We start from the raw sequence: 25,511 nt of genomic DNA, 5'->3' as shown, positions 1-25,511 counted from the left end.
GCATGGGGCCATAACCGGCTTGACCGGCACGCCCCGCTTTGGCAGGGCAATAATGTTATCGATTGAGGCCCTCAAATGACAAGATTCGACAAGTCAAAACTGCCATCCCGCCATGTTTCGGTCGGCCCCGAGCGGGCGCCGCACCGGTCCTACTATTATGCCATGGGCCTGTCGGAGGAGGAGATTGCCCGGCCGTTCGTCGGCATCGCCTCGGCCGGCAATGATTCGGCGCCGTGCAACACCACATTGGATGCCCAGGCCGATGCGGCCCGCATCGGCGTGAACGAGGCCGGCGGCATGCCGCGCCGGTTCAACACCATCACCGTCACCGACGGCATCGCCATGGGCCACCAGGGCATGAAAGCGTCGCTTGTGTCGCGGGACTGCATTGCCGATTCGGTGGAACTGTCGATGCGCGGCCACTGCTATGACGCGCTGATCGGCTTTGCCGGCTGTGACAAGTCGCTGCCCGGCATGATGATGGCCATGCTGCGGCTGAACGTGCCGTCGATCTTCGTCTATGGCGGCTCCATCCTGCCCGGCCGCTTTGAAGACAAGGATGTGACCGTGGTGGACGTGTTCGAGGCGGTGGGCGGCCATGCCGCCGGCAACTGCCCGCTCACCCGGCTGACCGCGCTGGAAAAGGTGGCGTGCCCCGGCCATGGCGCCTGCGGCGGCCAATATACTGCCAACACCATGGCCTGCGTTGGCGAAGCCATCGGCCTGTCGCTGCCCAACAGCAACATGGCCCCCGCGCCCTATGGCAGCCGCGCCGATATCGCCATCGCCGCCGGCAAGCAGATCATGACACTCATTGAGCGCAACCTGCGCCCGCGTGACATCTGCACCCGAGAAGCCTTTGAAAATGCGGCCCGCATCGTTGCGGCCACCGGTGGTTCGACCAACGCCGCGCTGCACCTGCCGGCGATGGCCAACGAATGCGGCGTGAAGTTCGACCTGTTCGACATGGCCGAAATCTTCAAGACCACGCCCTACATCGCCGACCTCAAGCCCGGCGGCAAATATGTGGCGAAGGACATGTATGATGCCGGCGGCGTCTACATGGTGCTCAAGACATTGTTCGACGCCGGCTTCATCAACGGCGATTGCATGACGGTCAGCGGCAAGACCCTGGCCGAGAATATCGAGGAGATCAGCTGGAACCCCAACCAGAAGGTCATCTATCCGGTGGCGAACCCGATCACCCCCACCGGCGGTGTCGTCGGCCTCAAGGGCAGCCTCGCTCCCGAAGGCGCCATCGTGAAGGTGGCCGGCATGCAGAATTTGCGCTTCACCGGCCCGGCCCGGGTGTTTGATTGCGAGGAAGATGCCTTCAGGCAAGTCGAAGAGCGTGGCATCGAAAAGGGCTGTGTGATCGTCATCCGCTATGAAGGGCCCAAGGGCGGGCCGGGCATGCGTGAAATGCTCTCCACCACCGCCGCGCTTTATGGCCAGGGCCTGGGCGCCGAAGTGGCGTTGATCACTGATGGCCGTTTCTCGGGCGCCACCCGCGGTTTCTGCATCGGCCATGTCGGCCCCGAAGCGGCCGACGGCGGCCCGATCGCGCTGGTCGAGGATGGCGACATCATCAGCATTGATGCCGTTGCCGGCACCATCGATCTGCATGTGGACGAGGCCACGCTGGCCGCCCGCCGCGCCAACTGGCAGCCGCGGAGCACCAATTACCAGTCCGGCGCCATCTGGAAATTCGCGCAAACCGTCGGCCCGGCCCGGCTGGGCGCCGTCACCCACCCCGGCGCCAAGGCCGAAACCCACATGTTTGCCGATATTTAAAGGGGATAACGCTTTCGCACCCGATCAACCGGCGTGCCGTCAGTGAGCGGCACGCAGGCCAGAACATCATGGTCGACAAAACCCATGCGGCTGTAAAAGGCGAGGCCGCCCGCGTTGTCGGCCCGGATAGTGGCGTTGAGCGCCGACAGGCCCAGCTGCCGGGCACGGTCCCTCGTCGCCGCAAACAGCGCGCTGCCCACACCGGCCTGGGTGCCGCCCACCCTGGCAAAGGTGCCGATGTCGCCCACATCATCCGGCAGGCCGGGATAGCGCCCCAGTGTCTGAAAGCCCAGCAACCGGCCATCGGCTTCTGCAACGAAGCAGCAGATCACATCCGGCCCGGTGAGATAGGCATGGCTTAGCCCGTCCGGCGTGTAGGGCACCTGCAGCGCCGTGGTGCCACCCCGTTCAATGATGGCATTGAGCAATTCGGCCAGTTCCGCAGCATCGGCACTGGTGACCGGACGAACCGTGATGCCGCTCATGGAGCCTCCCTGATCAGATGGGGCACGAACCGCGCCAGATTGCCGGTGATGGCGCCATCTTCTCTTATGCCGATGCCCACCGGCGCGCCATCCACCGTCCAGCTGCCGATCACCGGCCGCTGGTCACCCGCACCGGGCAGGAGATAAAGCGCCTGATAGACAAAGCCTTCATCGCCATAGGGCCCATCGCTGGCCAGTTCCACCCCATTGCCGATGATCCGCACATTGGCGCCTTCACGGCCCAGGATCGGCTTTTCCACCTGCGCGCCCGTCAGCGGCATGCGGCGGGTTTCCAGCAGATTGGGATGGCCGGGGAACAATTCCCACAAGATCGCCAGCATCGCCTTGTTGGACCACAGCATTTTCCAGATCGGCTCCATCCATAGCGTGTCAGACAGGCTGTCCAGCACCTGCGGCGCAAATGCATCGCGCAGCAGCCATTCCCACGGATAGAGCTTGAAGATCGCCCGCATGGCCCGGCCATCCAGATCGACAAAGCGGAGCAGCGCCGGATCCCAGCCAATGTCGTCAATGGCGATCAGGCTGGTGTCGATGCCGGCTTCGGCCGCGCAATCGGCATGATAGGCAAGCGTCACCGCATCCTCGCCGCTCGCCTCGGCCATGCCTGCCAGATAGAGGCGGCTGGTGCCCGGCGGCGGGGAAATCTCGCGCCAGCGCGCCACCAGCGCCTCGTGCAGGCTGTTGAACTGGTCGTTGGCGGGAAACAGCTGAGCCTTCCAGTCCCACTGCACCACGGCGGCCTCCAGCAGGCTGGTCGGCGTGTCGGCATTATATTCCAGCAGCTTGGGCGGCCCTTCGCCGTTCCACGCCAGATCGAACCGCCCGAGGTTCAGCGCCCGCGGCGCACCCTCCCACGCGTCGCGGATGGCCTGGTGGCAGAAGGCTGGAATGCCCAGTTCGCCCAGCCGGTCATGATCGATCACATGCTGACCGGCCGCGAGATAGAGGCGGTACAGCTCGGCCGTCGCATCCTCCAGCACCGCCACCTGATCCGGCGTGAACAGCCAGGCGGCGCTTTCATCCCAATAGGGGCGGCCATCGGCCTGGCTGTGCCACACCAACCCCAGCGCGCTCACCCGCGCCGGCCAGTCCGGGCGCGGCGTGCATATGATGCGCCTCATGAATAAACGCTGCCGCGCGCCGAACCACCGATGCCGCCGCGCACCACCCGGCCTTCCGGGCTGCGCACCTCGCCATTGCCGGGGCTGTCGCGATAGGTGCCGATGCTGGCGCCTTCGGCCGGGATCGGCTGGCCCCGGCCGACATAGGCATAGGAAAAGCCGCGCCCGGCGCTGCCGCTTCTGCTGCAGTTGGCCTCGGCCACGCGGCGGCCCATGCCATCACGGCACAGCCGGGTGGTGGCATCATCCATGTCGGGCGTGCAGCCGCCCACCACGGCGGCCGAAACCAGGCCAACCAGCGGCAGGGCCGGCGGGCGGCGGGGTGCGGAAAAGCGGCGCATGGCGGCAATATAGGGCGCGCTGCGGCCGTCACCAGTGGTGGTGATGGAAAATTCGCCGGGGGCCCGGGCAGGGGGCTTGCCTCGCCCCGACCGCTTTGCAAGGAACAGCCCATGTTCGAAATCCGTGCCGGCCTGCCCGTGGTGGCCGCAACCATCATGCGCAACGCCGAAGCCGCCGCGATTGCCGGCGGCACCCCGGCGCTTGCCCTGATGGAACGGGCGGCCGACGGCGCGGCCCGGGCCATTCTTGCCCATCTGCCGGCCCGTCGCGCCACCGTGCTGTGCGGCACCGGCAACAACGGCGGCGATGGCTATGGCATTGCCATCGCGCTGGCTGCGGCCGGCGTTGCCGTGACCGTTGCGGCCGATGCACCGCCCCGGGCCGAGCCCGCTGCCACCATGGCCGCGCGCTGGTCCGGACCGGTGGTGCCGCTGGCCGAAGCCCCGGCCGCACCGCTCATCATCGACGCGCTGTTCGGCATCGGGCTCGACCGGCCCTTGGATGCCGCTACCCAAGCCGTGCTCGACCGGTTGCGCGGGCAGGGCCGGGTGGTGGCGATCGACATTGCCTCCGGTCTCCACGCCGATCGCGGCACCGCACTGGGCCGGCCGCTGGTGGCCGATCTCACCATCGCCTTTGCTGCGGCCAAGCCCGGCCATGTGCTCGGCGAAGGCCCGGCCCACACCGGCCGCCTGGCCGTGGTTGATATCGGCCTGTCGGTCACCACCGATATGGCCCTTGTGGAAGCGCCGCGCCTGATCGGCCCCGCCCGGATCGCCCACAAATATGACCGCGGCTGGGTGCTTATGGTCGAAGGCGAGGCCGGCCATGGTGGTGCCGCCCGCCTGTCGGCCCTCGCGGCACTGCGCAGCGGCGCTGGCCTTGTCACCATTGCCGGGCCGGGCACGGAGCTGCCCGCCATGGCGGTGATGCGCCGTGATGACGAGGAAGCCGCCAGCCTGCTGAACGACCGGCGGCTGGGCAGCGTGATCATTGGCCCCGGCATGCTGCCCGACACGCGCGCGCGCGGTTGGCTGAAACGCCTCACCTGGGCCGGCAAGCCGCTGGTCATCGATGCCGGCGCCCTGCGCCTGCTTGCCGAAGAACCGGTGGGCGCGCCGGCCGTGCTCACCCCGCACGAAGGCGAGTTTGTCCAGATGTTCGGCCCCATCGGCGATGACGTGATTGCTGCCGTGCAACAGGCCGCCCGCATCACCGAGGCGGTGGTGCTGCTGAAAGGCCCAACCACGGTGATCGCCGCCCCTGATGGCCGGGTGGCGCTCAACAACCACAATGCCGCCTGGCTGGCCACCGCCGGTTCGGGCGATGTGCTGGCCGGCATGATCGCGGCCCTGCTCGCCCAGGGCCAGCCCCTGTTCGAAGCCGCCTGCGCCGCCGCCTGGCTGCATGGCGATGCCGGCCTGCGCCTGGGGCCGGGCGGCATCGCCGATGATCTCGTCGCCATCCTGCCCGAGGTGCTGGCCGGGCTGTGACCATGCCCGTCCCCATCGTCAGGCTGGCCGCACGCGGCGACGGCATCACCGAAGATGGCCGCTTCGTGCCGCTGGCGGCCGTGGGCGACCTGATCGATTTCGGCAGCGATCCGCCGCGCATCCTGCCCGGCCCGCACCACGCAGCGCCGGCCTGCGCCCATTATCCGGCCTGCGGCGGCTGCCAGCTCCAGCATCTCGACGAGGCCGCCTATCGCGATTTCGTGATTGATCGCCTGGCCCGCGTCGTGCCGTTGCCGCCCGATGTGCGTACCGTGGCGCTGTCCCCACCACGCAGCCGCCGCCGTGCCAGCCTGAAGGCCTTGAAGCGCGGCGGCAAGCTGAGCCTCGGCTTCCACAGCGAGGGCACGCACGCCCTGGTCGATATCAGCGATTGCCCGGTGCTGGCGCCCGAACTGATGGCGCTGCTGGTCCCCTTGCGCAGCCTGCTGAAGGCCCGGCTGAAGGACGGGCAGGGCGCCGGCATCGCGCTGACCGCGTCTGACAGCGGGGTCGATGTGCTGCTCGCCAATGTCAGCGCCGAAGGCCTCGCCGCGATCGAGGCGCTCACCGATTTTGCCGCCGCCCATGATCTCGCCCGCCTGTCGATCGAAGGGCCCGGCGGCATCGACACGCTGGTCGAACGCCGGGCGCCGGTGCTGGCCATGGGCGGGGTGGAGGTGGCGCTGCCGGTCGCCCCCTTCCTGCAGGCCACGCGTGAAGGGGAGGCGGCGTTGGTTGCCGCCGTGCGCGAAGCCGTGGGCAACGCCGGCCGCGTCGCCGATCTCTTCTGCGGCCTCGGCACCTTCGCGCTGCCGCTGTCCACCACGGCTGCCGTGCAGGCGGTCGATGCCGCCGGCCCGGCCGTGATGGCGCTGGGCACCGCCGCCCGCCGCGCCGGCCGGCGCATGGAGGTGCAACACCGCGACCTGTTCCGCCGACCGCTTTCGGGCAAGGAACTGGCCGGGCTCGATGCCGTGGTGTTCGATCCACCGCGCGCCGGGGCGGAGGCGCAGGCGAAGGCGCTGGCCGCCAGCGCGGTGCCGGTGATTGTCGCTGTTTCCTGCAATCCCAACACGTTCGGGCGGGATGCGAAGATTTTGATGGAGGCCGGCTGGCGGCTGACGACCCTATGGCCCGTGGCGCAGTTCCGCTGGTCCTCCCACGTCGAACTGGTGGCGCGCTTCGAACGGGGGTAGTCTGGCGCAGCAGGGGAGGGTTCACCATGCCGACCGATGACCGCGTCACCGCCTATATCGCTGCCCGGGCCGCGTTTGCCCAGCCGATCCTCAACCATCTGCGTGGCCTCATCCACGCCCATGTGCCGGATGCGAGCGAAACCATCAAATGGGGCATGCCCTTCTTCGAATTCCAGGGGCGGCCGCTTGCCATGATGGCCGCGTTCAAGGCGCATGCCGGCATCGGCATTTTCGACGGCAGCCCGATGGCCAGCGGAGAGGGGATGGGCAACCTCGGCAAGCTGGCCAGCCGGGCTGATCTGCCCTCAGATGCCACGCTGGTGGAGCGGCTGAACCAGGCACTGGCCCTGATTGCGGCCGGCGGCGGCGGCATGCGCCAATCTGCCCGCCTGCCGCGCCCGCCGAAGGCGGAGATCGCCATGCCCGATGATCTGGCCGCAGCGCTGGCCGCCAACCCTTCAGCCCAGGCGCACTTCGCCAGCTTCCCGCCCGGCTGCCGGCGCGAATATCTGGAATGGGTGACCAGCGCCAAGCAACCCGCCACCCGCGCCAAGCGCATCGACACCACGGTGGCCCAGGCGGCCGAGGGCAAACGACTCAACTGGAAATATGAGAAATGTTGAGCCCGACGTTCGCCTGAAGATCCTCCCCCTCTGGGGGAGGTGCCCGCAGGGCGGAGGGGGCCCGCAGGCGCTGAACTCGATATTCTCGGACCAGCCCCTTGCGCCTCCCCCTCTGGCGGAAGACCGCGCCGTGCGCCCTATGCCATCGCCGCGCCCAGCCCCAGCGCCACCAGCCCGAACAGGCACAGCGAAGCCAGCGCAAACACCAGGAAGCGCACCAGCACCCGGTTGGACAATATCTGCACCAGGCTGTGCAGCACACGCAAGATCGCATAGCCCCAGGCCAGCTGCACCGCCATGCCGGTCCCGGCGCCCATCAGCGCCAGCGCCAGCACGGTGGCATAGAAGAGCGTCGGCTGCTCCATCAGATGGTTGTAATTGTCCGCCACCCAGCTGGCCTTCACCTCGCCGGCGGCCACCAGATCATCGCGCAGGCTCTTGCCGGTGCTGCCCACCATCTTGGTGCCGTCGATCCCGGCGCGCGACATGGCGGGCAAGCGGGTGGCATACATCCACAGCCAGACAATCATCGTCCAGCCCGCCAGCACCAGCATCGGCAGCAGGATCGGTTGGTGCGTGTCCATGAAAAAACCCTCCCTGTTTGTGACAGGGAGGGTTGTTTCATTTTGGCCGGAAGTCAAATCAGGCGAACAGCTTCCCCCAAGCGCGCTTGGCCCGGGTCTTCCAGTGGCCGCGGTGATAGGCGTCGCTGGCGAGCAGCGGCATCACGCTGCCGGCTTCGGCGAACACCATCTGCTCGATGCCGGTGTTGACCTTGCCCCACGAGGCCGCTTCCTGCAGCGTGGAGGACGAGCAGGCACCATCGCGCACGTCGGCCACGGTGATCTGCACTGCATATTTGTGCACTTCCACATCATGGTGGCCCAGGATTTCGGCGCAAACAACGGTATCCTGGATGAAGTTCTTCGGCACGCCGCCGCCGATCATCAACAGGCCGGTGGTGCCAGCCTTGATCTTGATCTCGGTCAGCTCACGGAAATCGGCGATGGCATCCAGCATCATGTAGGGCTGGCCGGCCTTGGCCCGGTCCACCTGGTGCTTGACGAGGCCGAACCCGGCCGAGCTGTCGACAAAGGCCGGGCAGAAGATCGGCACATCATGCTCATAGGCGAGCTTGACGAGGCTGTTGTCCTTCTTGCCGTGCTCAACCAGATATTTGCCCATCTCGCGGATGAACTCGCGGCTCGAATAGCCACGCGGTTCCAGCGTGTTGGCAATCTCGCCGATGGTGTGATCGGTCTGCTGCAACGCCTCTTCGTCGATATAGGTGTCATAGATGCGATCGATCAGCAGCGAGCGCAGCGTGTCGTCATCCGGCACTTCCAGGGCCTGATAATGCTTGTGGCCAAGGCCTTCGAAGAAATCCATGTCCACGATCGATGCGCCGGTGGCGACAATGCCGTCGACCATGTTGTTGCGCACCAGCTCGGCATAAAGATCCATGCAGCCGCCGGCCGAGGTGGAGCCGGCGATGACCAGGAAGATGGTGCAATCCGGGTCCTGCAGCATCTGGTTGTAGATGGCGGTGGCGCGGGCCAGATCGCGGCTCGTGAAGCTCATCTTCGACATTCCGTCGATGATCGGGCGGGCGTCAAAGCTGGTGATGTCGATATGTTCAACCAGGGTGGACAGCAGCTCGGCCTTGCGCTGGCGCTCGGCCGGGCTGAGTTCGGTCACAACATGGTTCAGCGTTTCGGTGCTCATGGGTGTGCTCCCGGAAAAGTGCGTGATGGCCCGGCGTTCCGAACGAAACGCCGCCCGCGGCCGGGGGAGTCCGGCGCCGAGCGGGGAAGCGGCCCCCGCAAGCGATGCGGGGGCCTGAAGACTCAGTGTTGGCGCAGCTGGATAATCTTGTCCGGCGACTCTTCCGTGACAGCGTAGAGCGTGTCCATCGGTTCATCCGAAACCATCACCGTCTCGCCGGCGGTGAAGCCGTTGAACCCGGTGCGCATGGCCGCGCCATAAGCGCCCAGCATGCCGATCTCGATATAGTCGCCAGCCGCGATGTCGGCCGGCAGGGCGAAGGGACCGCGCATATAGTCCATGTCATCGCAGGTCGGGCCCCAGAAGCTGAACTCCATGGTCTTGGCCCGCGATGCCTCTTCGCGCACCAGCGTCACCGGGAACCGCCAATCGATATGCGCAGCATCGAACAGGGCGCCATAGGCACCATCGTTGATGTAGAGCACATCGCCCTTGCGCGCTTCCACCCGCACCAGCACCGATGAATATTCGGCGCACAGCGCGCGGCCGGGTTCGCACCACAGCTCGGCGGAATAGGAAATCGGCAGCGCTTCGAAACCGCGGTGGATGACCTCGAAATAGGCTTCCAGCCGGCCCGGCTCCATGCCCGGATAGACGGACGGGAAGCCGCCGCCGACATCCACGATGTCAACGGTCACACCCGCCGCCACGATGGCCGCACGCACCTGGGCGAGGGCATCGCCATAGGCCTGGGGGCTCATCGCCTGGCTGCCGACATGGAAGCAGATGCCCAAGGCATCGGCGACCTGGCGGGCGGCCATCAGCACGGGGGCGGCTTCATCGGCCGGCACACCGAACTTGGAGGCGAGGGACAGTTTCGAGTGGGAGGACGACACCCGCAGCCGCACGCACAGGGTGAGATCGGCCGCCGCCACGCCATCACGCGCGGTCGCCGCCACGATCTTGTCCAGCTCCTCAACCGAATCGAGGCTGAACACGCGCACGCCGTGGGTGTGATAAGCCTCGGCAATGGCTTCGGGCGCCTTCACCGGGTGCATGAAGCACAAGGTGGCGTTGGGCGCCACGTCGCGCACCAGCCGCACTTCGGCGATGGAGGCGACGTCAAAATGCGTCAGCCCTGCATCCCACAGAGTGCGGATCAGATCGGGCGAGGGATTGGCCTTCACGGCATACATCGACGTGCCCGGAAACTTCGACATGAAGAAACGGGCAGCGCGGCGTGCGGCGTGCGGGCGAACAAGGGTGGCTGGCTGCGTCGGACGCAGAGACAGCGCTACCCCCAGCGCGTTATGGTGCTTGAGCAACTCAAGGGACCTCCGGGTGGGCAAAGCATGTCGCAGCTGCGCGCTTGAACGGATGAGGCCGAAACCCCGCCCGGTCGATCGCCGGCATTGACACCAAAGCTGCCTTGCGGTGGAAGTCCCATGGGGCAGCGGCGCGTTTGTTATGAAAGCATGACGGCCGTGTAAAGCGATTTTTTGTTACAGCGAAAAATGCGCTTTTGCGTTGCCCTTTCAAGGGCTTGCCCTAGGGTGTCGCTGCAACTGAAAAGGCCGTTTTTCAATGACTTCCCCCGTCACGCTCGCCGATGTCGAAATTGCCGCAGCCCGGCTGGGCACTTGGCCGGTGCGCACCCCGCTGTTGAATTCGCCGGCGCTTGATGCCCTGTGCGGTGGCCGCATCTGGCTGAAGCCCGAGAATCTGCAGCACACCGGCAGCTTCAAGTTCCGCGGCGCCATGAACCGCCTGCTGGCGATTCCGGCCGAGGCGCGGGCCGGCGGCGTGGTCGCCTACTCCTCCGGCAACCATGCCCAGGGCGTGGCGCGCGCCGCCCGGTTGCTCGGCATGCCGGCCACCATCGTGATGCCCAGCGATGCCCCCAAACTGAAGGTGGAGCGCACCCGCGCCGATGGCGCCGAGGTTGTCTTCTATGACCGGTTGACCGAAGCCCGCGAAACCATCGCCGCCGGCATTGCCGAAGCCAAGGGCGCGCTGATCGTGCCGCCGTTCGCCGATCCGCTGATCATCGCGGGGCAGGGCACCGCCGGGCTGGAGGCGGTCACCGATCTCGCCGCCAGGGGCGAAACTGCCGATCTGGCGCTCACCTGCTGTGGCGGCGGCGGCCTTTCGGGCGGGTTCGCCGCCGGCAGCCAGTTGCCAACGGTGATCGTCGAACCCGAAGGCTATGATGATGTCTGCCGCAGCCTCGCCGCCGGCCGCATCCTGCCGGTGGAAAACCCCGGCCCCACCCGCTGCGACGCGCTGCAGACCCTGCGCATGGCCGAAATCACCTTCGCGACGCTCACCCACCATGGCGCCACCGGCGTGTCGGTGAGCGAGGCCGAGGTCGCCCGCGCCGTCGCCTTCGCCTTCCGCGAGCTGAAGCTGGTGGTGGAGCCCGGCGGCAGCGTCACCCTCGCTGCACTGCTGGCCGGCAAGGTGGATGTGAAGGGGAAGACCGTGATTGCGATCCTGTCGGGCGGCAATATCGATCCCGAGGTGATGGCCGCCTGTCTTGCCGAAGCCGGTCATGCCTGATGGACAACGGTGCGCTGGCAGACAACCCAAGGCCGGGCTCGAGGCGTCGCTTGGACGCCTCGGCACGCGGCTCGTCTGGGCCGTCGTGGCCGTCATCGCGGCGCTGATGCTGTTCATCCTGTTCGCGCCGCTGCTGGGCATCCCTCAGAATCGCCGGCTCAGTGCGGACATTGCCGCCTTCGACCGAACCGCACGCACCGCCCCGCCGCGCCAGCTGACCGGCCATGCCAATTGGCAGACCGAACGCTATCCCGGTCGCGGCGGCGGACGTTTCAGCTTTCCCGGCTTTGACCTTTACTTGTCCACCGGCAAACGGCTGCGCTTTTCGTGCGTCGCTGCAACCGCCTGTCCGCCCGCCGGCACCCAGGCGGCGGCATTGCCCGACGCGGTGCGCATATCCTTTGTGGAAACCGCCAGCGGCTATCGCCTGCCGCTCGAGATCCGCGACACGGCGGGCCGGATCATCATCAACCGCGCTGCCGCCCTGGCCGCGATCGACGAGCAGGCGGCGTGGGAGCGGGCACACCCCTATGATCCGTCGGCCGACCACCGGCTGTTTGCCGTGTTCCTGCTGATCTTTGCCGGGTTGGGCTGGTCAATCTGGCGCGACGGCAAGCGCCGGGGACAGGCACCGCCTCCGCGCTGATACGGAGTTGCCGACCTCGGTCTGCCGGGCCACCATGCCTGCAATCGACGCCCGCAAAGGGCGCCCTTTGGGGGGACAGGCCAATGGCCATTGCCAATCCCGGTGCCGGCACCACCCAAGCCTTGCGCCGCCAGGTGGCGCTTGATCTGGGCCTTGCCGATCTGAAATCAGCACTGGCCGCCGGCTGGCAGGATTATCGCGCCCAACCCCAGTTCGGGCTGGGCTTTGCCGCGGTCTATGTGCTGGTTGGGTTGGCGCTCACCTGGGTGATGGCCGGGCGCGGCGATCTCTTCTCGCTGATCCCGGCGGCGGCCGGCTTTCCGCTGCTGGCGCCGTTCTGCGCCGTCGGCCTTTACGAGGTGAGCCGCCGGCGGGAGCAGGGCCTGCCGTTGCGCTGGCCGCCGGTGCTCGGCGCGCTCAAGGGCCATGGCGATCAGCAATTGCTGGCGATGGGCGTGGTGCTGTTCGTCGCCTTCGGCTTCTGGCTGATGATCGCCCATGGCATCTTCGCCGTCGCGCTGGCCGAATCCGGCACCAAATCCGAATCGCTGGCCTTTCTGCTCACCCCGTCCGGCGCCATCATGCTGCTGGTCGGCGGCGGGGTCGGCAGCATCATCGCACTGGCCTTTTATGCCGCCACCGTGATCAGCCTGCCGATGCTGGTGGACCGCGACGTCGATTTCCTCAGCGCCATCATCACCAGCTTTGCCGTGGTCAGGGCCAATGGCGCCATCATGCTCGCCTGGGCGGTGCTGATCGCCGCCGGCTTGTTCCTGGCCATGCTGCCGCTGTTCCTCGGCCTGCTGGTGGTGTTGCCGGTGCTCGGCCACGCCACCTGGCATCTCTATCGCCGGGCGGTCAGTGCTGCGGCTGCCCCGGCGGCGCGCTGAGGCTGCCGGCCGGGCAGCGGCTGAACACCCGCTTGCGGCCCGAAGGCGCGGTCATCGCCAGGCGCTGATCCGTCCGCTCGGTCATCACCATCGCCCGTTCCGGCGCATCGGCGGTGAACGGAATATGGGCGTGGGTATAGATCAAACGGTCGCCGCCATCCCGCCAGCGGCCAACCGCGGTGATCGGGCCCTGGGGCAGGGTGGTTTCGGCATAAATGCCATCGGCCATCAACACCCAGGCGTTGGCGCCCGGCTTGCTGCAATCGGCCGCTTCGCCCACCACCCACAGCCCGGCCAGCGGCGCGGCGGCGGCGATCAACAGGCTGGTCAGCGGCATGTCACGGCTCCTCAGGCGATACCTGGCCGCGCAAAGCGATGCCCCGCCGGAATCTCGGTCGCCGCCACCGGCTCCTCGCCAAACCAGCGCGCCACCTGGCCTTGCGCGGCGGCATCCAGATGCAGCCCCAGCTTGGTGCGCCGCCACAGCACATCGGCGCTCGATTGCGCCCATTCTTGGGCCCGGAAATAGTCCAGCTCGGCCTCGAACACGCCGCCCAGGTTGCGGCCCAGCCCGCCGGCCAGCAGCGCCTCGGCCGGGGCGCCAATGGTGGTCGCCAGCCGCTTGATCAGCTTGGGATCATAATTGGCCTCGCGCCGCTGCAGCATCTCCAGCCAGCGCTTGAAGGCGGCCTGGCCATGCTCGCCGCGCGCCCGTTCGATGGCACCACCGGGCAGGGGGGCACTGCCGGTCCAGGGTTTCGATTTGGGCGCAATCCGCGCCATCACATCCTCGGCCAGCACGCGATAGGTGGTGATCTTGCCGCCGACCACGGTCATCGCGTCCAGCCCGGCATGTTCGACCAGCCGGTAATCGCGGGTGGTCTCCTTGTCGCCCTTGCCGGTTTCCAGGATCAGTGGCCGCACGCCGACGAAGCGGTGCACCACATCATCCGGAGTCAACGGCCGCGCCAGATAGCGGTTGGCAGCCGCCAGCAGATAGTCCACCTCGGCATCGCTCACCGCCGCATCTTCGGGCCGCTGCACATCGCCTTCGGTGGTGCCGATCAACGAATAATCCCGCTCATAGGGGATGATGAAGATGATGCGGCCATCGGGCTGCTGCAGCATGAAGGCATCGCGGCCCAGGTGCACCCGCCGCGTCACGATATGGCTGCCCTGCACCAGCCGCAGCGGCGGCGCATCATTCAGGCCCATCACCCGCCGCGCCACATCCTCCGCCCACGGCCCGGCCGCGTTGACCAGGCGCAGCGCGCGGATCTGGCGGCCATCGGCCAGCGTGATTTCCCAGACATCGCCAACGCGGGCGGCACGGGCCACCGGCGTGCGCGGCAGCACCAGCGCGCCGCGTTCGCGCGCATCCTTGAGATTTTCCACCACCAGCCGGGCATCATCCACCCAGCCATCCCAATAGCGCATGGCGCTGCGATAATCGCTGGCCAGCGCGCGGCCGGCGCGCTCGCTGCGCAGATCAATCTTCGCTGATCCCGGCACCACTTCGCGCCGGGCCAGATTGTCATAAAGGAACGTGCCCAGCCGCAGCAGCCATTCGGGCCGCATGCCCGGCGCGTGCGGCAGCACGAACGGCTGCGGCCAGGTGATATGCGGCGCGATGTCGAGCAGCACCTCCCGCTCGGCCAGCGCCTTTCGCACCAGGCCAAAGGCATAATATTCCAGATAGCGCAGTCCACCATGGATCAGCTTGGTCGAGGCCGAAGAGGTGGCGCCGCCCACATCTCCGGCATCGATCACTGCCACCGAAAAGCCGCGCCCGGCGGCATCGCGGGCAATGCCGGCGCCATTGATGCCGCCGCCGATGATGGCCAGATCGAAGAGGGTGTTGATATCGCTCACGCGCCTTCCCTAACGGCCTTTCTGGTCCTAGAAAAGGCGACATGACAGATCAGCTCATCCTCGTGCTCGATGCCGGCACCACCTCCACCCGCGCGATTGCCTTTTCGGGCAGCGGCGACATCATCGCCAGTGCGGGCCGCCCGATGACCCAGCATTATCCCGCCAGCGGCTGGGTGGAGCATGACGCCGGCGAAATCTGGGCGCTGTCAAAGGCCTGCCTCGAGGAGGTGGCCGCCACCGTCGGCATCGATCGCATCGCCGCCATCGGCATCACCAACCAGCGCGAAACCATCTGCTTCTGGGATCGCACCACCGGCGAACCTCTGAGCCATGCCATCGTCTGGCAGGATCGCCGCACCGCCGACTATTGCGCGCAACTGAAGGCCGCCGATCCCGGCCTCGAACCGCGCGTGCAGGCGAAGACCGGCCTGCTGCTCGATCCCTATTTCTCCGCCACCAAGATCCGCTGGGCGCTGGACAATTGGCCGATGGTTGCCGACGCCGCCCGGGATGGCCGCCTGGCCGTGGGCACGGTCGAAAGCTGGCTGATCTGGAAATTGAGCAGCGGCGCCGCGCATGTCACCGATGCCACCAACGCCAGCCGCACCCTGTTGATGGATCTGGCCAATTGCGAATGGGATGCGGAGCTGATTGCCCTGTTCGGCGTGCCGGCGGCGGTCTTGCCGGCCATCACCGATTGCGCCGGCACGCTCGCCCACACCAGCCTCCTCGGCCGCGAGGTGCCGATCACCGGCGCTGCGGGGGATCAGCAGGCCGCCGCGATTGGCCAGGGCTGCCTGTCACCTGGCGCGCTGAAGGCCACCTATGGCACCGGCTGCTTCCTGCTCGCCCATGCCGGTGCCACCGCGCCGGTTTCCCGCAACCGGCTGCTCTCCACCGTCGCATGGCGGCTGGCCGGCAAACCGGCCTATGCGCTGGAAGGCGCCATCTTCGTCGCCGGATCGGCGGTGCAATGGCTGCGCGACGGGCTGGGCATCATCGCCAGCAGCGCCGAATCCGAAAGCCTGGCCCAAAGCGTGGCCGACAATGGCGGCGTCAGCTTTGTGCCGGCGCTGGCCGGCCTCGGCGCGCCCTATTGGAACCCGGATGCGCGCGGTCTGATCTGCGGCCTGTCGGGCGGCACCACCCGCGCCCATATCGTGCGCGCCGCGCTGGAGGCGCAGGGCCAGCAGACCGCCGATCTGGTCGATGCGCTCGCCGCCGATGGCGTCGCCGCCGCCCGCCTGCGCGTGGATGGCGGCATGGTGGCCAACAACTGGCTGTGCCAGGATCTGGCCGACAGCCTGGGCCTGGTGGTGGAACGGCCGCGCGTCATTGAAACCACCGCCATGGGCGCTGCCATGCTGGCCGGTGTGGGCGCCGGCCTGTTTGCCGATCTGGAAAGCGCCGCCGCCGCCATGGCCGCCGCCGATCGCAGCTTCCACCCCGCCATCGATGCCGCCGCCCGCGGCCATCGCCGGGCGCAATGGCAGGCGGCCATCGCCCGCGTGCTGGCCTGATGCCGGCCGAGATCACGCCCGTCACCGGCCTGGCGCTGGTGGCGGCGCTGGCACTGGTGCTGGGCGGCCTGTGGCTGCTGCGCCAGCCCGGCGGGAATCGCACCAAGGCGGTGCTGATGATGGTGGCCGGCGTGGTGGTGGCGTTCAACGCCTGGATCAACAGCCTGCCCATTCCGGGCTGAATCGCGCCGATTGCAGGCAAAATAATGCAAAACGTGCCCAGGTGAGGCGTAGTTTGCACATATTTTGAGCATCGGCCTTGATTTCTTGTGTCATCGCAACAACATTACACCCTGGTAATGAAAAACAGGAATGGACCGATGACCATGTTTCGCCCCGCCGCTCTGGCCCTGATCGCCGCCGCGCTCACCGCCACACCGGCGCTGGCCCAGCGCCACGCCGATCTCGTCTATCTGCAGCAGGCCAAGGCAAAGGCGCAGGCAACGACCGCCGCCGCCAAGAGCAAGCAGGAACAGGCGCAGCGCGCGCCTGCCAAGCCGGCGCCAACCCAGACCAGCGGCCGCTGAACCACGGTCGCCTGCCGCCGGGCCTGTGATATTATCAGGCTTGCATGATTCCACCGCGCCCATAGTCTGATCCGAAAGTCACACTGGGGAGGGTGCAATGAAGCGGCGAACCAAGGCGTTCTGCCTGTTGGCAACAGCCGGGCTGCTGGCCGGAGCCGGTGCGGTTTCGGGCGGGCCCGGCAGCGGGGTGCGCGGCGTGGATGCCCAGCGCCTGGCCAATGCCCGCACCGAACCGGGCAACTGGATGACGCATGGCGGCTCCTACGCCGAACAGCGTTTTGCCGATCTCACCCAGATCAACAGCGGCAATGTCGGCGGGCTGGGCCTTGCCTGGTATGCCGATCTGCCCACCAACCGCGGCCAGGAATCCACACCGATCGTGGTGGATGGCACCATCTACACCAGCACCAGCTGGTCCAACGTGATGGCACTTGATGCCGTCACCGGCCGGGTGAAATGGCATTTCGACCCCAAGGTGGACAAGGGCCGCGGCCACAGCGCCTGCTGCGATGTCGTCAATCGCGGCGTCGCGGTGTGGAACGGCCTCGTCTTCGTTGCCGCGCTGGATGGCCGGCTGATCGCGCTGGATGCCGCCACCGGCAAGCCCAAATGGTCCACACAAACCTTCACCGATACGACCAAGCCCTACACCATCACCGGTGCGCCGCGCGTGGTGAAGGGGCTGGTGATCATCGGCAACGGCGGCGCCGAACTGGGCGTGCGCGGCTATGTCACCGCCTATGATGCGATGACCGGCAAGAAGAAGTGGCGCTTCTTCACCGTGCCCGGCAACCCGGCCAACGGCCCCGATGGCGAAGTGTCTGACAGCGTGCTGGCGGCCAAGGCGCAGGGCACCTGGTTCGGCGAATATTGGAAGGGCGGCGGCGGCGGCACCGCCTGGGATGCCATCGTCTATGATCAGGAACTGGATCAGCTCTATATCGGCGTCGGCAACGGGTCGCCCTGGAACCACATGATCCGGTCGGACGGGAAGGGGGACAATCTGTTCCTGTCCTCGATCCTGGCGCTCAAGCCCGAAACCGGCGAATATCTCTGGCATTATCAGACGACGCCCGGCGAAACCTGGGACTATACCGCCACCCAACCGATCATCCTTTCGACCCTGATGATCGATGGCAAGCCGCGCAAGGTGCTGATGCAGGCGCCCAAGAATGGCTTTTTCTATGTGATCGATCGCGCCAATGGCCAGCTCATCTCGGCCAAGAGCTTTGCCAGCCAGACCTGGGCCACCGGCGTCGACATGAAGACCGGCCGCCCGATCGAAGTGCCCGAAGCCCGCTATCGCACCGCCGGCGCCGTGGTGTTCCCCTCACCACTGGGGGCGCACAACTGGCATCCGATGAGCTACAGCCCGCGCACCGGCCTCGTCTATCTGCCGGCACAGGAAATCCCGCAGCTCTACATGGCGCAGGCCGGCTTCGTGCGGCGCGAAGGCGCCTGGAACCTGGGCATCAACACCGATGCCGGTTCGGTGCCCGACGACATGGCCCAGTTCAAGGCGATCAAGGCCTCGCTGAAAGGCCGGCTGATCGCCTGGGATCCGGTGGCACAGAAACCGGCCTGGGAAATCACTTATGACGGGCCGTGGAACGGCGGCACGCTGGCCACCGCCGGCAATCTGGTGTTCCAGGGCAACGGCGCCGGGGATTTCCAGGCCTTCAACGCCAGCACCGGAACCAAGCTGTGGAACTTCAAGGCACAGACTGGCATCATCGCCCCGGCGATCAGCTATGCCGTGAAGGGCGAACAATATGTGGCGATCATGGTCGGATATGGCGGCGCCTATCCGCTGACCAGCGCCTTTGAAGACCCGCGTGAGGCCCGCAACGGCCGGCTGCTGGTGTTCAAGCTGGGCGGCAAGGCCAAACTGCCCAAGGCCACCGAGCCTGTGTTCGCCGCCGCCAACCCACCGAAGGACATGTTCACCCCGGCCCAGATCAGCGAGGGTGCCGCCATCTACAGTTCAAACTGCGCCTTCTGCCATGGTCCCGATGCCCATGCCTCAGGCGTGCTGCCCGATCTGCGCCGCTCCGGCCTGCTCAGCGATGCCGAAGCCTGGAAGGCCGTCGTGCATGATGGCGCGCTGAAGGCCAACGGCATGATCGCCTTCAGCCGCTGGTACACGCCCGCCCAGGTTGAAGCGGTGCGCGCCTATGTCGGCGAACAGGCCAAGAAGCTGCAGGCCAAGGAAGCAGCCGGCAAATAGGGCAGGGGCTCAGCGGTTTGACTGGCCGTCATCAATCTTGATGATCGTGCCGGTCACCGCTTCGCCGGCCGGGCTGACCAGATAGAGCAGGGTCGAATCCATCATCGCCGGATCGCCCAGCCGCTTGCGGCGGAACGCTTGCGTGATGTCGCCCATGCGGCTCATCATCCCGTCCATCATCTCGCTGGCAAAGGCGCCGGGCGCGATGGCGTTCACGTTGATCGGGAATTTCGCCCACTCCACGCTGAGCACCTCGGTCATCCGCACCACGGCGGCCTTGGTCATGCTGTACAGCGCCGCGCCATGGCCGTTGTATTCAAACGCCGCCATCGATGCGATGTTGACGATGCGCAAGGCCCCGCCGTCGGCCAGCCGCCGCGCCGCCAGGCTGGTGGACAGCAGCCAGGGCGCATTCACATTCACCGCCATCACCTGGTTGTACAGCTCCAGGCTCACCTTGTGCGCTCGCGCTGCATCGGGAATGCCGGCATTGTTGATCAGGATGGATACCGGGCCGAGTTCCGCCTCCACCCGTTCGGCCAGGCCAACGCACTGGGCCTGATCGGCGGCATCCAGGGCAAAGGCCCGGGCCTTGCCACCGGCGGCGCTGATCTCTGCCACCAGCGCCTCCAAACGGTCCACCCGGCGGGCACAAACGGCCACGGTTGCGCCCGCGGCGGCCAGCACGCGGGCAAAGCGGGCACCCAGTCCCGACGACGCGCCGGTTATGATGGCAAGCTGGCCGGTCAGATCATGGCTGGCGTTGGGCAGGGGATAGGGCATGGCAAGATCCTTTCTCTGCCCTGCATGCGGTGTTGGCCCACAGGCCGCCATTGCCAGTTTCCAGAGGGATACAAACAAAGAAAGAGCCGGACCCCTGCAACAGGGCCGGCTCTTTCCCCCCTCACACGGCGCGCTGCCGGTAATCCTGGTTCCGATATTTGAACGAACAACAATATAAACAAATCAAACGCCAATCCGGCCAAATCACAATGGCCGGTGATCACAAGCTGCAATGCAACGCAACTGGCAACGCAAGCAATCGTCAACCAATGTTTGCAACCGGTTAAACCGCGCGCATGGCCAATCGAGTGCCTTGGCTTTCGCCAATACACGCGATTCGTCACAATATTGTAAATGCCGCGTCGATTTTTAGGCGGCGCGGCTGCTTTCAATCGCCTCGCGTTCGGCCTTCAGTGCCTCGGCAATCAGGAACGCCATTTCCAGGCTCTGGCTGGCGTTCAGGCGCGGGTCGCACTGCGTCTGATAACGGCTGGCCAGGCCTTCATCCGAAATGGCGATGGCGCCGCCGGTGCATTCGGTCACGTCCTGCCCGGTCATTTCCAGGTGGATGCCGCCCGCATGGCTGCCCTCGGCGCGGTGCACAGCAAAAAAGCTCTTCACTTCCATCAGGATACGGTCAAACGGCCGGGTCTTCAGGCCACCGGCCGCCTTGATCGTGTTGCCGTGCATCGGGTCACAGCTCCACAGCACATGCCGGCCTTCGCGGGCAACGGCGCGGATCAGGCGCGGCAGATGCTGCTCCACCTTGTCATGGCCAAAGCGGGTGATCAGGGTCAGCCGGCCCGGCACATTGCCGGGGTTCAGCGTGTCGATCAGGCGGATGAGATCGTCCGGCTCCAGCGACGGGCCACATTTCAGGCCCAGCGGATTGCCCACCCCGCGCAGAAATTCGACATGCGCCGAACCGGCAAAGCGGGTGCGATCGCCAATCCACAACATATGGGCCGACGTGTCATACCAATCGCCGGTCAGGCTGTCCTGCCGGGTCATCGCCTCTTCATAGCCCAGCAGCAGCGCCTCGTGGCTGGTGAAGAAGCTCGTGCCCTTCAACTGCGGCACCGTATCGGGCGACAGGCCAATGGCGGCCATGAAATCAAGCGCTTCGCCGATCCGGTCGGCCAGCTGGGCATATTGATCGGCCCAGGGGCTGCGCGCGGCAAAGTCCAGGTTCCATTTGTGCACCTGGTGCAGATTGGCATAGCCACCGCTGGCAAAGGCCCGCAGCAGGTTCAGCGTGGCTGCCGATTGCAGATAGCCACGCACCATGCGCTGCGGATCAGGCGTGCGCGCTTCCGGCGTGAAGGCGATATCGTTGACATTGTCGCCGCGATAGCTGGGCAGCGACACACCGTCCTGCTCCTCGAAATCGCCGGAGCGCGGCTTGGCAAACTGGCCGGCCATGCGGCCCACCTTCACCACCGGCATCTTGCTGGCAAAGGTCATCACCACCGCCATCTGCAGCAGCACGCGGAAGGTGTCGCGGATGGTGTTGGGATGGAATTCGGCAAAGCTTTCGGCGCAATCGCCGCCCTGCAGCAGAAAGGCCTTGCCGGCCGCCACATCGGCCAACCGGTCGGTCAGGTCACGGGCTTCCCCGGCAAACACCAGCGGCGGATAGGAGCGCAGCTCGCTCTCCACAGCCTTCAAAGCCCCGGCATCGGGGTAGGTGGGCAATTGCCGCGCTTCACAAGCACGCCAGCTGTCGGGGGACCAGTTCTTCGTCATGACGGTGGTGCTTTGCGGCATTTTGCCCGTGGGTGCAACAATCCTCCCCAAACTTGTTTGGGGAGGTGGCGCCCGCAGGGCGACGGAGGGGCCCGAAGGGGCAGGGGCGTTTGTGACGTCGAACGGGCTTCGCGCGAGTCCGCGCGTTGGCCGCGCTTCAGCGCATCAGCACCAGCTCCTCGCTCATCGTCGGATGCAGCGCCATTGTCTCGTCAAACTGCGCCTTGGTCAGCCCGGCCTTCACCGCGATGGCCACAGCCTGCAGGATTTCCGGCGCATCGGGCCCGATCATGTGGGCACCCACCACCCGGTCGCTCGCCGCATCCACCACCAGCTTGTACAGCGCGCGCTCGTTGCGGCCGGCCAGCACATTCTTCATCGGCCGGAAATCGGATGTGTAGATCTTCACCTGGCCATAGGCGTTGCGCGCTTCGGCCTCGGTCATCCCCACGCTGCCCAGCGGCGGGTTGGAGAACACGGCCGACGGAATGGCGCGGTAATCGACATGCCAGCTCTTGCCGCCAAACTGCCGGTCGGCAAAGCTGTGGCCTTCGCGGATGGCCACCGGCGTCAACTGCACCCGATCGGTCACATCGCCCACAGCAAAGATGTTCGCCACGCTGGTGCGGCTGTCCGCATCCACCGCAATCGCGCCCTTGTCGTTGAGGGAAACGCCCACCTCGGCTAGGCCCAGCCCTTCGGTGTTGGGCACCCGGCCCAGCGCCCACAACAACACATCGGTTTCGATGCGCTTGCCATCGGCAAAGTGCAGCACCAGGCCAGCATCCGTCTTCTCAATGCGTTCCAGGCGGCAGTTCAGCTTGAAATTGATGCCCTTGGCCATGGAAATGGTCAGCAGCCGATCGGCCAGCGCCGGTTCCCAGCCGCGCAGGATGGTGTCGCTGCGGTTGATCAGCGTCACATCACTGCCCAGTTCGTGGAACACCCCGGCAAATTCGGTGGCGATATAGCCGGCACCGGCAATCACCATGCGCCGCGGCAGTTCGGGCAGGTGGAACACCTCGTTCGACGTGATGCCATGTTCGGCACCCGGCACATCGGGAATGAACGGCCGCGCCCCGCTGGCGATCAGGATGGTGCCGGCCGTGTGGCGCCGAACGCCGTCTTCTCCGTCCACCTCGACCGTGTGGGCATCGACCAGCCGGGCATGGCCCAAAAGGGTCGTCACCTTGTTGTTGTCGAGCGTGTTCTGATACAGGCCGTTCAGGCGGTCGACTTCGGCCGCCACATTGTCCCGCAGCGTCGGCCAGTCAAAGCGCTTGGCCTCGATCTGCCAGCCGAAACGCGCGGCATCCTCCAGATCCTCGGCAAAGTGCGATCCATAGACCAGCAGCTTCTTGGGCACGCAGCCGCGGATCACGCAGGTGCCGCCAACCCGAAACTCCTCGGCCACCGCCACGCGCGCGCCATGGCCGGCGGCAATGCGGCTGGCCCGCACCCCACCCGAACCAGCACCAATCACGAAAAGGTCGAAATCATATGTGCTCATGGCCGTTCCATAAGCCCGCACGGCCGGCAGCGCCAATCAAATTGCCCGGTTGGCCTGAGCGACGCAGGCGATCAATGTGGGCAGCAACAGCCAGCAGGAACACCCAATCCAGCTCTTCAGGCCTGTCCTACATCGGCCAAACCTGTCATCATTCCGTCTTGTGGCTCTGTCTAAAATGTAAAATTTCCAATTGATCCATGCGGACAGCATGGAGAAATATTGCCTGTTTTCAATTGTCGCACTGGGAAATTGTGTCAACTTCGTCAACTTCCGACGTTTTGCAATTGCCGCGCGGCCGGACGGTCTCCGTCACCGGGCCAGCGGATTGAGCCACCACCAGATGCCGCCCGCCAGCGCGCCAATCTGCAAGCCGCTGATCAACAGCAGCGGCAGCTTGAAACTGCCCTTGGCGCTCTTGTGGCGCAGCCGATGGATGGCCAGCCAGGCGGCCGGGCTGCCACCCAGCGCCGCCAGGCTGTGCAGCCAGCGTTCCGGCACCCGCCACAGCCGCGCCGCGCGGGACCGCGCCTTGTCGATAGCGAACATGATGTAGGTGAGGAGATTGATCAGCGCCAACCAGCCTGCCGCCAGCCATGGCCAGTCCGGCAATTGCATGGCGGCCGGCGGCGCATCATCGGGCACCACCACCCGGTCAATCACCGGCCACTCGGGTTCGGCCATCGGCTGTTGCGGTGCGGGTTGGGCCACCTCCGGCTCAGACGGCGCCGCAACGTTGCCGCAATCAATGGCGGCATAACGCGGCACCGCCAGTCCCGATGCGATCATCGCACAGCTCAAGTCCACGCCATCCACGCTGCAGCGGGCGATCACCCGGCCATAGCGGTCGTAATCTTCGGCCTCGCAGGCGAGGGGCCGCCCCCGGGTCAGCCCGCGCAGATGGTCGCGCGCCGCATAGGGATCGCCCGGGGTGCATTGCCGGCCTGGCCGGCAGGCGCCCGGCATCTCCGGCGCATCAATGCCCTGCAGCCGGATGCTCTCCTCCACATTGGCGCAGCGCACATTGTCCCCATCATGATGGGTCGGGGCGATGCAACTGAAGCTGGTGGCGGCAGCAAGCAACAGGGGGACAAGCGACATGACAGGCTTGTACTTGACCTGTTCTCATCGCTCAATCGCGGAACGGATCCTTCACCAGGATGGTATCGTCGCGCTCGGGGCTGGTCGAAACCAGTGCCACCGGGCATTCGGTCAATTCCTCGATGCGGCGGATATATTTGATCGCCTGCGCCGGCAGTTGCGCCCAGCTGCGCGCACCGGCCGTCGATTCGCTCCAGCCTTCGAACGCCTCATAGACCGGCTCGACCCGGGCCTGTTCGGCGGGATGCGCGGGCAGATAATCCAACTCCCGGCCATCAAGGCGATAGCCGGTGCAGATCATGATCGTCTCCAGCCCGTCGAGCACGTCCAGTTTGGTCAGCGCCATGCCGGTGATGCCGCCCACGGCGATGGCCTGGCGCACCAGGACGGCATCAAACCAGCCACAGCGGCGCTTGCGGCCCGTCACCGTGCCGAATTCATGGCCACGCGTACCCAGCCGTTCGCCCACTGCATTGTCCTGCTCGGTGGGGAAGGGGCCGGAACCGACCCGCGTGGTATAGGCCTTCACGATGCCGAGCACATAGCCGGTGGCATCCGGGCCCATGCCCGAACCGGCGGCCGCCTGGCCGGCCACCACGTTGGACGAGGTGACAAAGGGCCAGGTGCCATGATCAACATCCAGCAGCACGCCCTGCGCGCCCTCGAACAATATGCGGTCCCGCCGCCAGCGCGCATCGCGCAGCCGCTTCCAGACGGGCTGGATGTAGGGGAGCACGGCCGGCGCCACATCGGCCAGCTGTGCCTTCAACTCGGCCGCATCCACCGGCGCCACGCCAAAGCCAGCGCGCAGGGCATTATGGTGGGCCAGCAGCCGCTCCAGCTGCGGTTCGATCGCATCCAGATGCGCCAGATCAATCACGCGCAGCGCCCGGCGGCCGACCTTGTCTTCATAGGCCGGGCCGATGCCGCGCCGGGTCGTGCCGATCTTGCCGGCGCCCATCGCATCCTCGCGCAGGGCATCCAGATCGCGGTGCAGCGGCAGGATCAGCGGGGCGGATTCCGATACGGCCAGATTGTCGGGCGTGATCGAAACACCCATGCCGGCAATGCGGGCGACTTCATCGCGGAAATGCCAGGGATCGAACACCACGCCATTGCCGATCACCGACAGGGTGCCGCGCACGATTCCAGATGGCAGCAGAGACAATTTGTAGGTCTGGTTACCCACCACCAACGTATGGCCAGCGTTGTGTCCGCCCTGGAAGCGCACCACGACATCGGCACGGGCCGACAGCCAGTCGACAATCTTGCCCTTGCCCTCATCGCCCCACTGGGCGCCCACAACCGTGACGTTCGGCATCTCAGTTCCTCA

At 66.4% G+C, this 25,511-nt stretch carries 24 protein-coding genes; 11 read left to right on the top strand and 13 right to left on the bottom strand.

What is annotated here, in order from left to right:
- Positions 1–75: 75 nt before the first annotated feature.
- Complete coding sequence (ilvD, locus tag AC6BOR_RS01225; protein ID WP_498059423.1) at positions 76–1,794, top strand: dihydroxy-acid dehydratase; 1,719 nt, start codon at positions 76–78, stop codon at positions 1,792–1,794.
- On the opposite strand, the gene AC6BOR_RS01220 is transcribed toward ilvD, so the two are convergent.
- The 3 genes from AC6BOR_RS01220 to AC6BOR_RS01210 are packed head-to-tail and all read right to left on the bottom strand — an operon-like array spanning position 1,791 to position 3,762.
- The gene (locus AC6BOR_RS01220) at positions 1,791–2,279 is read right to left on the bottom strand and encodes a GNAT family N-acetyltransferase (protein ID WP_498059422.1); all 489 of its coding nucleotides are present in this window, start codon (positions 2,277–2,279) and stop codon (positions 1,791–1,793) included. The genes ilvD and AC6BOR_RS01220 overlap by 4 nt on opposite strands.
- Positions 2,276–3,421: a glutathionylspermidine synthase family protein gene (locus AC6BOR_RS01215; RefSeq protein ID WP_498059421.1), complete on the bottom strand. Its 1,146-nt coding sequence runs from the start codon at positions 3,419–3,421 to the stop codon at positions 2,276–2,278. Before AC6BOR_RS01215 ends, AC6BOR_RS01220 begins: the two co-directional genes overlap by 4 nt.
- Positions 3,418–3,762 (bottom strand): hypothetical protein, encoded by a 345-nt coding sequence (locus AC6BOR_RS01210; RefSeq protein WP_498059420.1) that lies wholly within the window; start codon positions 3,760–3,762, stop codon positions 3,418–3,420. Before AC6BOR_RS01210 ends, AC6BOR_RS01215 begins: the two co-directional genes overlap by 4 nt.
- Before the next feature lie 111 nt (positions 3,763–3,873).
- Here AC6BOR_RS01210 and AC6BOR_RS01205 point away from each other — a divergent pair, with 111 nt between their 5' ends.
- Genes AC6BOR_RS01205 through AC6BOR_RS01195 form a run of 3 tightly spaced genes read left to right on the top strand, consistent with a single transcriptional unit; the run spans position 3,874 to position 7,075 of the window.
- The gene (locus AC6BOR_RS01205; protein WP_498059419.1) at positions 3,874–5,256 is read left to right on the top strand and encodes an NAD(P)H-hydrate dehydratase; all 1,383 of its coding nucleotides are present in this window, start codon (positions 3,874–3,876) and stop codon (positions 5,254–5,256) included.
- 2 nt (positions 5,257–5,258) lie between these two features.
- Positions 5,259–6,452, top strand: coding sequence for a class I SAM-dependent RNA methyltransferase (locus AC6BOR_RS01200; RefSeq protein ID WP_498059418.1), 1,194 nt, complete (start codon positions 5,259–5,261; stop codon positions 6,450–6,452).
- A 26-nt stretch (positions 6,453–6,478) separates the two neighbouring features.
- Positions 6,479–7,075, top strand: a complete 597-nt coding sequence (locus tag AC6BOR_RS01195; protein ID WP_498059417.1) for a YdeI/OmpD-associated family protein — start codon at positions 6,479–6,481, stop codon at positions 7,073–7,075.
- A 137-nt stretch (positions 7,076–7,212) separates the two neighbouring features.
- Here AC6BOR_RS01195 and AC6BOR_RS01190 read toward each other — a convergent pair whose 3' ends face one another.
- The 3 genes from AC6BOR_RS01190 to AC6BOR_RS01180 all read right to left on the bottom strand — a co-directional run bounded on the left by AC6BOR_RS01190 (position 7,213) and on the right by AC6BOR_RS01180 (position 10,125).
- On the bottom strand, positions 7,213–7,659 hold the full coding sequence (locus AC6BOR_RS01190; protein WP_498059416.1) for an MAPEG family protein: 447 nt from the start codon (positions 7,657–7,659) through the stop codon (positions 7,213–7,215).
- A 58-nt stretch (positions 7,660–7,717) separates the two neighbouring features.
- Positions 7,718–8,800: a 1,9-bis(guanidino)-5-aza-nonane synthase gene (locus AC6BOR_RS01185; RefSeq protein ID WP_086118024.1), complete on the bottom strand. Its 1,083-nt coding sequence runs from the start codon at positions 8,798–8,800 to the stop codon at positions 7,718–7,720.
- Positions 8,801–8,922: 122 nt separating this feature from the next.
- Positions 8,923–10,125: a type III PLP-dependent enzyme gene (locus tag AC6BOR_RS01180; protein WP_498059415.1), complete on the bottom strand. Its 1,203-nt coding sequence runs from the start codon at positions 10,123–10,125 to the stop codon at positions 8,923–8,925.
- 259 nt (positions 10,126–10,384) lie between these two features.
- Between AC6BOR_RS01180 and AC6BOR_RS01175 the strand changes: the two genes are divergently transcribed.
- From AC6BOR_RS01175 to AC6BOR_RS01165, 3 genes are all read left to right on the top strand, one after another.
- A complete protein-coding gene (locus AC6BOR_RS01175; protein WP_498059414.1) occupies positions 10,385–11,359 on the top strand; it encodes a threonine ammonia-lyase in 975 nt (324 codons plus the stop codon).
- Positions 11,337–12,005 carry a hypothetical protein gene (locus tag AC6BOR_RS01170; protein ID WP_498059413.1) on the top strand — a complete coding sequence of 223 codons (669 nt, stop codon included), beginning with the start codon at positions 11,337–11,339 and terminating at the stop codon, positions 12,003–12,005. Before AC6BOR_RS01175 ends, AC6BOR_RS01170 begins: the two co-directional genes overlap by 23 nt.
- 83 nt (positions 12,006–12,088) lie before the next feature.
- Positions 12,089–12,895 carry a DUF2189 domain-containing protein gene (locus tag AC6BOR_RS01165; protein WP_498059412.1) on the top strand — a complete coding sequence of 269 codons (807 nt, stop codon included), beginning with the start codon at positions 12,089–12,091 and terminating at the stop codon, positions 12,893–12,895.
- Here AC6BOR_RS01165 and AC6BOR_RS01160 read toward each other — a convergent pair.
- Positions 12,864–13,232 (bottom strand): hypothetical protein, encoded by a 369-nt coding sequence (locus AC6BOR_RS01160; RefSeq protein WP_498059411.1) that lies wholly within the window; start codon positions 13,230–13,232, stop codon positions 12,864–12,866. The genes AC6BOR_RS01165 and AC6BOR_RS01160 overlap by 32 nt on opposite strands.
- 11 nt (positions 13,233–13,243) lie before the next feature.
- Positions 13,244–14,767 (bottom strand): glycerol-3-phosphate dehydrogenase, encoded by a 1,524-nt coding sequence (gene glpD / locus AC6BOR_RS01155; RefSeq protein WP_498059410.1) that lies wholly within the window; start codon positions 14,765–14,767, stop codon positions 13,244–13,246.
- A 41-nt stretch (positions 14,768–14,808) separates the two neighbouring features.
- Between glpD and glpK the strand changes: the two genes are divergently transcribed.
- The 4 genes from glpK (at position 14,809) to AC6BOR_RS01135 (ending at position 19,041) form a co-directional block, all read left to right on the top strand.
- Positions 14,809–16,287 (top strand): glycerol kinase GlpK, encoded by a 1,479-nt coding sequence (glpK, locus tag AC6BOR_RS01150; protein WP_498059409.1) that lies wholly within the window; start codon positions 14,809–14,811, stop codon positions 16,285–16,287.
- The gene (locus tag AC6BOR_RS01145; RefSeq protein ID WP_498059408.1) at positions 16,287–16,469 is read left to right on the top strand and encodes a hypothetical protein; all 183 of its coding nucleotides are present in this window, start codon (positions 16,287–16,289) and stop codon (positions 16,467–16,469) included. Before glpK ends, AC6BOR_RS01145 begins: the two co-directional genes overlap by 1 nt.
- 138 nt (positions 16,470–16,607) lie before the next feature.
- The gene (locus tag AC6BOR_RS01140; protein ID WP_498059407.1) at positions 16,608–16,814 is read left to right on the top strand and encodes a hypothetical protein; all 207 of its coding nucleotides are present in this window, start codon (positions 16,608–16,610) and stop codon (positions 16,812–16,814) included.
- Positions 16,815–16,911: 97 nt separating this feature from the next.
- Positions 16,912–19,041: a PQQ-dependent dehydrogenase, methanol/ethanol family gene (locus tag AC6BOR_RS01135; RefSeq protein WP_498059406.1), complete on the top strand. Its 2,130-nt coding sequence runs from the start codon at positions 16,912–16,914 to the stop codon at positions 19,039–19,041.
- A gap of 9 nt (positions 19,042–19,050) precedes the next feature.
- Here AC6BOR_RS01135 and AC6BOR_RS01130 read toward each other — a convergent pair whose 3' ends face one another.
- The 5 genes from AC6BOR_RS01130 to AC6BOR_RS01110 form a co-directional block, all read right to left on the bottom strand.
- Entirely contained in the window at positions 19,051–19,824 is a 774-nt protein-coding gene (locus AC6BOR_RS01130; protein ID WP_498059405.1) for an SDR family NAD(P)-dependent oxidoreductase, read from the bottom strand.
- A 369-nt stretch (positions 19,825–20,193) separates the two neighbouring features.
- Complete coding sequence (locus AC6BOR_RS01125) at positions 20,194–21,570, bottom strand: class II 3-deoxy-7-phosphoheptulonate synthase (protein WP_498059404.1); 1,377 nt, start codon at positions 21,568–21,570, stop codon at positions 20,194–20,196.
- 157 nt (positions 21,571–21,727) lie between these two features.
- Positions 21,728–23,080, bottom strand: a complete 1,353-nt coding sequence (gene gor, locus AC6BOR_RS01120) for a glutathione-disulfide reductase (RefSeq protein WP_498059403.1) — start codon at positions 23,078–23,080, stop codon at positions 21,728–21,730.
- 309 nt (positions 23,081–23,389) lie between these two features.
- Positions 23,390–24,178, bottom strand: coding sequence for a DUF1294 domain-containing protein (locus AC6BOR_RS01115; RefSeq protein ID WP_498059402.1), 789 nt, complete (start codon positions 24,176–24,178; stop codon positions 23,390–23,392).
- Positions 24,179–24,209: 31 nt separating this feature from the next.
- Positions 24,210–25,499, bottom strand: coding sequence for an adenylosuccinate synthase (locus AC6BOR_RS01110; protein ID WP_094473645.1), 1,290 nt, complete (start codon positions 25,497–25,499; stop codon positions 24,210–24,212).
- Positions 25,500–25,511: the final 12 nt, after the last annotated feature.

The organism is Sandarakinorhabdus sp. FBCC-B8862, assembly GCF_059745315.1.
The sequence above is the reverse complement of the archived record's forward strand: the minus strand, read 5'-3'. Positions and strand labels throughout refer to the sequence as shown.

Bases quoted from the DNA above. Each gene is read 5' to 3' on its own strand.
- ilvD (WP_498059423.1), top strand. From the start codon at position 76: ATGACAAGATTCGACAAGTCAAAACTGCCATCCCGCCATGTTTCGGTC.
- AC6BOR_RS01220 (WP_498059422.1), bottom strand. From the start codon at position 2,279: ATGAGCGGCATCACGGTTCGTCCGGTCACCAGTGCCGATGCTGCGGAA.
- AC6BOR_RS01215 (WP_498059421.1), bottom strand. From the start codon at position 3,421: ATGAGGCGCATCATATGCACGCCGCGCCCGGACTGGCCGGCGCGGGTG.
- AC6BOR_RS01210 (WP_498059420.1), bottom strand. From the start codon at position 3,762: ATGCGCCGCTTTTCCGCACCCCGCCGCCCGCCGGCCCTGCCGCTGGTT.
- AC6BOR_RS01205 (WP_498059419.1), top strand. From the start codon at position 3,874: ATGTTCGAAATCCGTGCCGGCCTGCCCGTGGTGGCCGCAACCATCATG.
- AC6BOR_RS01200 (WP_498059418.1), top strand. From the start codon at position 5,259: ATGCCCGTCCCCATCGTCAGGCTGGCCGCACGCGGCGACGGCATCACC.
- AC6BOR_RS01195 (WP_498059417.1), top strand. From the start codon at position 6,479: ATGCCGACCGATGACCGCGTCACCGCCTATATCGCTGCCCGGGCCGCG.
- AC6BOR_RS01190 (WP_498059416.1), bottom strand. From the start codon at position 7,659: ATGGACACGCACCAACCGATCCTGCTGCCGATGCTGGTGCTGGCGGGC.
- AC6BOR_RS01185 (WP_086118024.1), bottom strand. From the start codon at position 8,800: ATGAGCACCGAAACGCTGAACCATGTTGTGACCGAACTCAGCCCGGCC.
- AC6BOR_RS01175 (WP_498059414.1), top strand. From the start codon at position 10,385: ATGACTTCCCCCGTCACGCTCGCCGATGTCGAAATTGCCGCAGCCCGG.
- AC6BOR_RS01165 (WP_498059412.1), top strand. From the start codon at position 12,089: ATGGCCATTGCCAATCCCGGTGCCGGCACCACCCAAGCCTTGCGCCGC.
- AC6BOR_RS01160 (WP_498059411.1), bottom strand. From the start codon at position 13,232: ATGCCGCTGACCAGCCTGTTGATCGCCGCCGCCGCGCCGCTGGCCGGG.
- glpK (WP_498059409.1), top strand. From the start codon at position 14,809: ATGACAGATCAGCTCATCCTCGTGCTCGATGCCGGCACCACCTCCACC.
- AC6BOR_RS01145 (WP_498059408.1), top strand. From the start codon at position 16,287: ATGCCGGCCGAGATCACGCCCGTCACCGGCCTGGCGCTGGTGGCGGCG.
- AC6BOR_RS01140 (WP_498059407.1), top strand. From the start codon at position 16,608: ATGACCATGTTTCGCCCCGCCGCTCTGGCCCTGATCGCCGCCGCGCTC.
- AC6BOR_RS01135 (WP_498059406.1), top strand. From the start codon at position 16,912: ATGAAGCGGCGAACCAAGGCGTTCTGCCTGTTGGCAACAGCCGGGCTG.
- AC6BOR_RS01130 (WP_498059405.1), bottom strand. From the start codon at position 19,824: ATGCCCTATCCCCTGCCCAACGCCAGCCATGATCTGACCGGCCAGCTT.
- AC6BOR_RS01125 (WP_498059404.1), bottom strand. From the start codon at position 21,570: ATGACGAAGAACTGGTCCCCCGACAGCTGGCGTGCTTGTGAAGCGCGG.
- gor (WP_498059403.1), bottom strand. From the start codon at position 23,080: ATGAGCACATATGATTTCGACCTTTTCGTGATTGGTGCTGGTTCGGGT.
- AC6BOR_RS01115 (WP_498059402.1), bottom strand. From the start codon at position 24,178: ATGTCGCTTGTCCCCCTGTTGCTTGCTGCCGCCACCAGCTTCAGTTGC.
- AC6BOR_RS01110 (WP_094473645.1), bottom strand. From the start codon at position 25,499: ATGCCGAACGTCACGGTTGTGGGCGCCCAGTGGGGCGATGAGGGCAAG.